The sequence below is a fragment of the Chitinophaga sp. genome, from assembly GCF_036566945.1.
Lineage (GTDB): Bacteria > Bacteroidota > Bacteroidia > Chitinophagales > Chitinophagaceae > Chitinophaga.
On sequence record NZ_DATCVJ010000752.1, the window covers coordinates 1 to 4,359 of the forward strand.

At 43.8% G+C, this 4,359-nt stretch carries 5 protein-coding genes; 2 read left to right on the top strand and 3 right to left on the bottom strand.

Features of this window, described 5'->3' with window-relative positions; translation table 11 throughout:
* On the top strand, positions 1-392 hold a 392-nt coding region (locus VIP81_RS22605), incomplete at its 5' end, for a helix-turn-helix domain-containing protein (protein ID WP_331966750.1).
* 5 nt (positions 393-397) lie between these two features.
* Here VIP81_RS22605 and VIP81_RS22610 read toward each other — a convergent pair.
* A complete protein-coding gene (locus VIP81_RS22610; protein WP_331966752.1) occupies positions 398-1,999 on the bottom strand; it encodes a sigma-54-dependent Fis family transcriptional regulator in 1,602 nt (533 codons plus the stop codon).
* 237 nt (positions 2,000-2,236) lie between these two features.
* Between VIP81_RS22610 and VIP81_RS22615 the strand changes: the two genes are divergently transcribed.
* Positions 2,237-2,818 (top strand): Crp/Fnr family transcriptional regulator, encoded by a 582-nt coding sequence (locus VIP81_RS22615; protein WP_331966754.1) that lies wholly within the window; start codon positions 2,237-2,239, stop codon positions 2,816-2,818.
* A 113-nt stretch (positions 2,819-2,931) separates the two neighbouring features.
* Here VIP81_RS22615 and VIP81_RS22620 read toward each other — a convergent pair whose 3' ends face one another.
* Positions 2,932-3,753: an alpha/beta hydrolase gene (locus tag VIP81_RS22620; RefSeq protein WP_331966756.1), complete on the bottom strand. Its 822-nt coding sequence runs from the start codon at positions 3,751-3,753 to the stop codon at positions 2,932-2,934.
* 245 nt (positions 3,754-3,998) lie between these two features.
* The gene (locus VIP81_RS22625; RefSeq protein WP_331966758.1) at positions 3,999-4,187 is read right to left on the bottom strand and encodes a hypothetical protein; all 189 of its coding nucleotides are present in this window, start codon (positions 4,185-4,187) and stop codon (positions 3,999-4,001) included.
* Positions 4,188-4,359: the final 172 nt, after the last annotated feature.

Here is a 4,359-nt window from a genome sequence, read left to right on the forward strand (position 1 = left end):
AAGCCCTGGCCTTTCATTTCCTGAAAAAACTTTCCGAAAAATCAGATAAAAAAATACACCACATCAGTGATACTGCCATCCAAACCTTGCAGCGTTACGAATGGCCAGGCAATATCCGCGAGCTGGAGCACCTGATAGAAAGACAGTTCATTCTTACTACCGGTGATCAGATGGATGCCATCGCCATCCCCGAATCACAAACAACACTTCTACCGGGCTACGGAAAACTGGAAACGATGGAAGAGATGGAAAGAACCCACATCATGAAAGTACTGGAGGCTTGTAATGGTCGTGTTTCAGGCATGATGGGCGCCGCCGGGATACTTAATATACCTGCACAAACACTGTATTCTAAAATGAAGAAACTGGGAATAAAATCCACCTATAAATAAAATTATTACCCGGCTTCTTCCGGGTTGTCTATAAAATGTCCTTTCCTGATACCCAGCTTCTGCATTTTCGATATCAGGGTGGTAGGAACCAGTTGCAACTTAGCCGCAGCGCCATCCGGGCCTGATATCCTACCTTTTGATAGCCGGATCATTTTCAGGATGTGCTCACGATCTACATCTGCGAGAGAGCGTATCCGCAAATCCGCTAATACCATTTTGTCCTTAGCAGGTAAACTGACTTCCGTGATAACCGATGATGTAGTGAGCAGCACCGCCCTCTCCACCAGGTGTTCCAATTCGCGGATATTGCCTGGCCAGGAATAGTGCAGCAGCTTTTCTACCGCCTTCGGCGCAATACCGGATATTTTTCTGCCTGAATTCGTAGCATACTGGTTGATAAAAAAAGAAATAAGTCCGGGTATGTCTGCTTTCCGCTCCCTTAAAGGTGGCAACGTAATAGGAAATACATTCAGTCGGTAATAGAGATCACTCCGGAAACGGCCAGCCATGATCTCTGCTTCCAGATTTTTGTTGGTGGCTGCGATGATGCGTATATTGACTTTAATCACTGACCTTCCACCTATCCTTTCGATCTCCTTTTCCTGCAAGGCTCTCAACAATTTGGCCTGAATCTCCAATGAAAGTTCTCCAATCTCATCCAAAAACAAAGTGCTGTTATTCGCCAGTTCGAATTTGCCGATTCTTTTATCGAGGGCGCCTGTAAAACTCCCTTTTTCATGACCAAACAACTCACTTTCTACCAGGTTGGCTGGAATAGCCGCACAATTCACTTTGATCATCAGCCTGTCACGCCACGGAGAAGCATCATGTACCTGGTGTGCGATCAGCTCCTTTCCTGTACCTGTTTCCCCCAGAATCAGTACGGTCGTATCTGAAGCGGCAACTTTCGATACCAGACTATCTACCTGCTGCATAGCCGCAGAACTTCCAACTACCTTACCTGTAAGGTGTTTGTCCTTTTTCCATTCCTCTTTCAGGTAATTGTTTTCCTGCTCCAACTGTGTTTTATACTTCCTGATCTCCTCCAGCTGGGAGGCTATTTTTTCGTTTGCCAGGATATTGGAAATGCCCGTCCCCAACTGGTCGGCAACACCTTTGAGCAAATGGAACTGATTTGCTGAGAATGCACCGGCTTTGCGGGCATAGAGATATAGCACCCCTTTCGTTTCTTTTCCATTGCAGATCCTTACCAACATCATCTCTTTCACACCTGCGTTGTACCAATGTATAAAATAGACAGGGATATCATTTCGCCGGATCAGCCCCTGCATACCTACTATGATTGGTTCCCCGGTACCAATAGCCCGGTCGAATATCCCATCATGAATAGGATGTTGCTGATGAATCACCGGACTTTCACCGGTAACAGACCTTATTTTATTTTGAGTACTGTAGAGAAACGGAGTATGTGTAGTGGCATCTTCATTAATCAGGCAGAGTGTATAATAACTGGCGCCGAAATTCTCCAGTAATTGTTCGTTGATGACCTCCCAAAGATCCTGTCGATGCCTTGCTGCTGCAATAGCTTTTGAAAGACCAAGCAGCATCTCAAATTCATTTTTCCTACCGGAAACGCCTATATCCATAAATATCAGTTAGGTGGTTGGTCTGTTCCTACAGCACCCCGGGGCACTGTAAAGCCATATTGTCGCAATGATACAAAAGTCTTCATAAAATTACGGCATATCGTAAATACTTCTGCGCTACATAAAGAACATCTATCTGATAATCAATATAGTACAATCAAGCATAAGATTTGGCTATGTCCTTACTCCTGGCGTCAGAAACAGGAACAATATCTATCATTCCATCTTTAACAAACTATGTTTGAACAGATTGACAAATTTATAGATCGCAGCATATACCTCACGCCGGAAGAGCGGACACTGTTCCATTCCATGCTCAAATTTAAACGGGTTCGAAAACGTACCTATTTGTTGCAAGAGGGAGAGATTTGCGACTTTGAGGCTTACATTGTCAAAGGCTGCATTCGTACTTATTACCTAAGTGACGATGGAGCTGAAACAATTCTCACCTTTGCTACAGAAGATTGGTGGGTCAGCGATTCATTCAGTTTTACAGAGCAGACGCCTACCAATATGTTCATTGAATCATTGGAAGATAGTGAGCTGTTGATGGTGGATCACAAAAGCAAAACAGAACTTTACGAAAAAATACCAAAGTTTGAGACCTTATTCCGCCTGTTGATGCAGCGGAACCTGTTTGCCCTGCAACGACGCTTCCATAGCCTTATATCGCAAACCGCCGAGCAGCGGTACCTCGCATTCATCGAAAAATATCCCCAGGTGGTACAGCGGGTGCCGCAGCATCAGATAGCACGTTACCTTGGGGTTTCACCGGAATTCCTAAGCAAAGTCAGAGGCATCCTGCAAAAAAAGAAATAACGACTATTCTGCTGAATGGCCACGGAGCAATTCCAGGCCACTCGTCAAAATGGTTTTGCGAACATAAAAATGACGACGGGCGTGATGACCCGTCGTCATTTTTATTTGGCTATTTATGCTTTAATAAAAGCCAGCAGATCGGCATTTATAGTGGCTGCTTCTGTTGTTGGCATTCCATGTGGGAATCCAGGGTAAGTAATCAGCTTTCCATTTTTCAACAGCTTAGCGGCCTTTACGCCGGTAATAGTGTAGGGAACGATCTGATCGTCTTCACCATGCATTACCAGGACAGGAACATCTACACTTTTAAGATCTTCTGTAAAATCCGTTTCTGAAAATGCCTTTATACAGTCGTAGTGTGCTTTTATGGCACCCATCATTCCCTGGCGCCACCAATTATCCATAATACCCTGTGACTTTTTTGCGCCCTCGCGGTTATAGCCATAGAATGGGATCGTGAAATCCTGAAAGTATTGCTGTCTGCTAGTGGCAGTATTAGCACGTATTTCATCGAATACAGACAAAGGAACACCGTCAGGATTGTTTTCGTTCTGAACCATGATAGGGGTAACAGCGCTGATAAGTACCGCTTTGGCTACACGTCCCTGTCCATGCTTTGCAACATAACGAATTACCTCTCCACCACCTGTTGAGTGGCCGATATGCACCGCATTTTTCAAATCAAGCGCCTTTACCAGCTCCGCTACGTCTGAAGCATAGGTGTCCATATCATGCCCAACGGCAGTTGGAGTGGATCTACCATGACCTCTCCGGTCGAACGCAATCACCCTGAATCCCTGGTGCAGAAAATAAATCATTTGAGCATCCCAATCATCGCCAGACAAGGGCCAGCCATGATGAAAAACCAGCGGTTGGCCTGTTCCCCAATCTTTGTAATAGATTTCGGTACCATCTTTTACTGTAATCTTGTTCATTTTTTTGAGTTTAGTTGTTGCCTTAATAATAATTCAGAACACATTTTTGTTTAGCGAAAGGGAAAAAGTGTCAACTCACTACTGCAATGCTCATCATTCCTTTTTAACACCCTGGCTTCATTGTTCAACAAAATTCGTTCATTAAACACCCGTCACCAATAACCTAGTTTAAGATTAAGTATTAATCAAGGTTAATAACTACTTGAATAAGTAAGGCGTTGCTGGTTGGGGAGATATTTTTGATATCAGGAAGATGTATTTAATTCATTGATAAATGGCTGGTTATAGAAACGCTTTCCTGTTGCTTTATACAGCGCATTTGCAACGGCTGCAAACACCGGCGGGAAAGGAGGTTCACCCAGGCCAGTTGGATCGTATTCATTTTTCACAAAATGGACTTCAATTGCCTTAGGCGCTTCATTACCTCTGATCATCCGGTAAGTGTTAAAGTTATTCTTTTCAGGGGTTCCATCCTACAGAAACTACGATTGAAAAAACAAGGTTTTAAATTTGAAAACCATATCAGGCCAGGTGTATACTTCCTGAAATTAATAACGCCGGCAGGTAGGATATACATAGGTAAAGTAGTACTTGTACAATAATAGC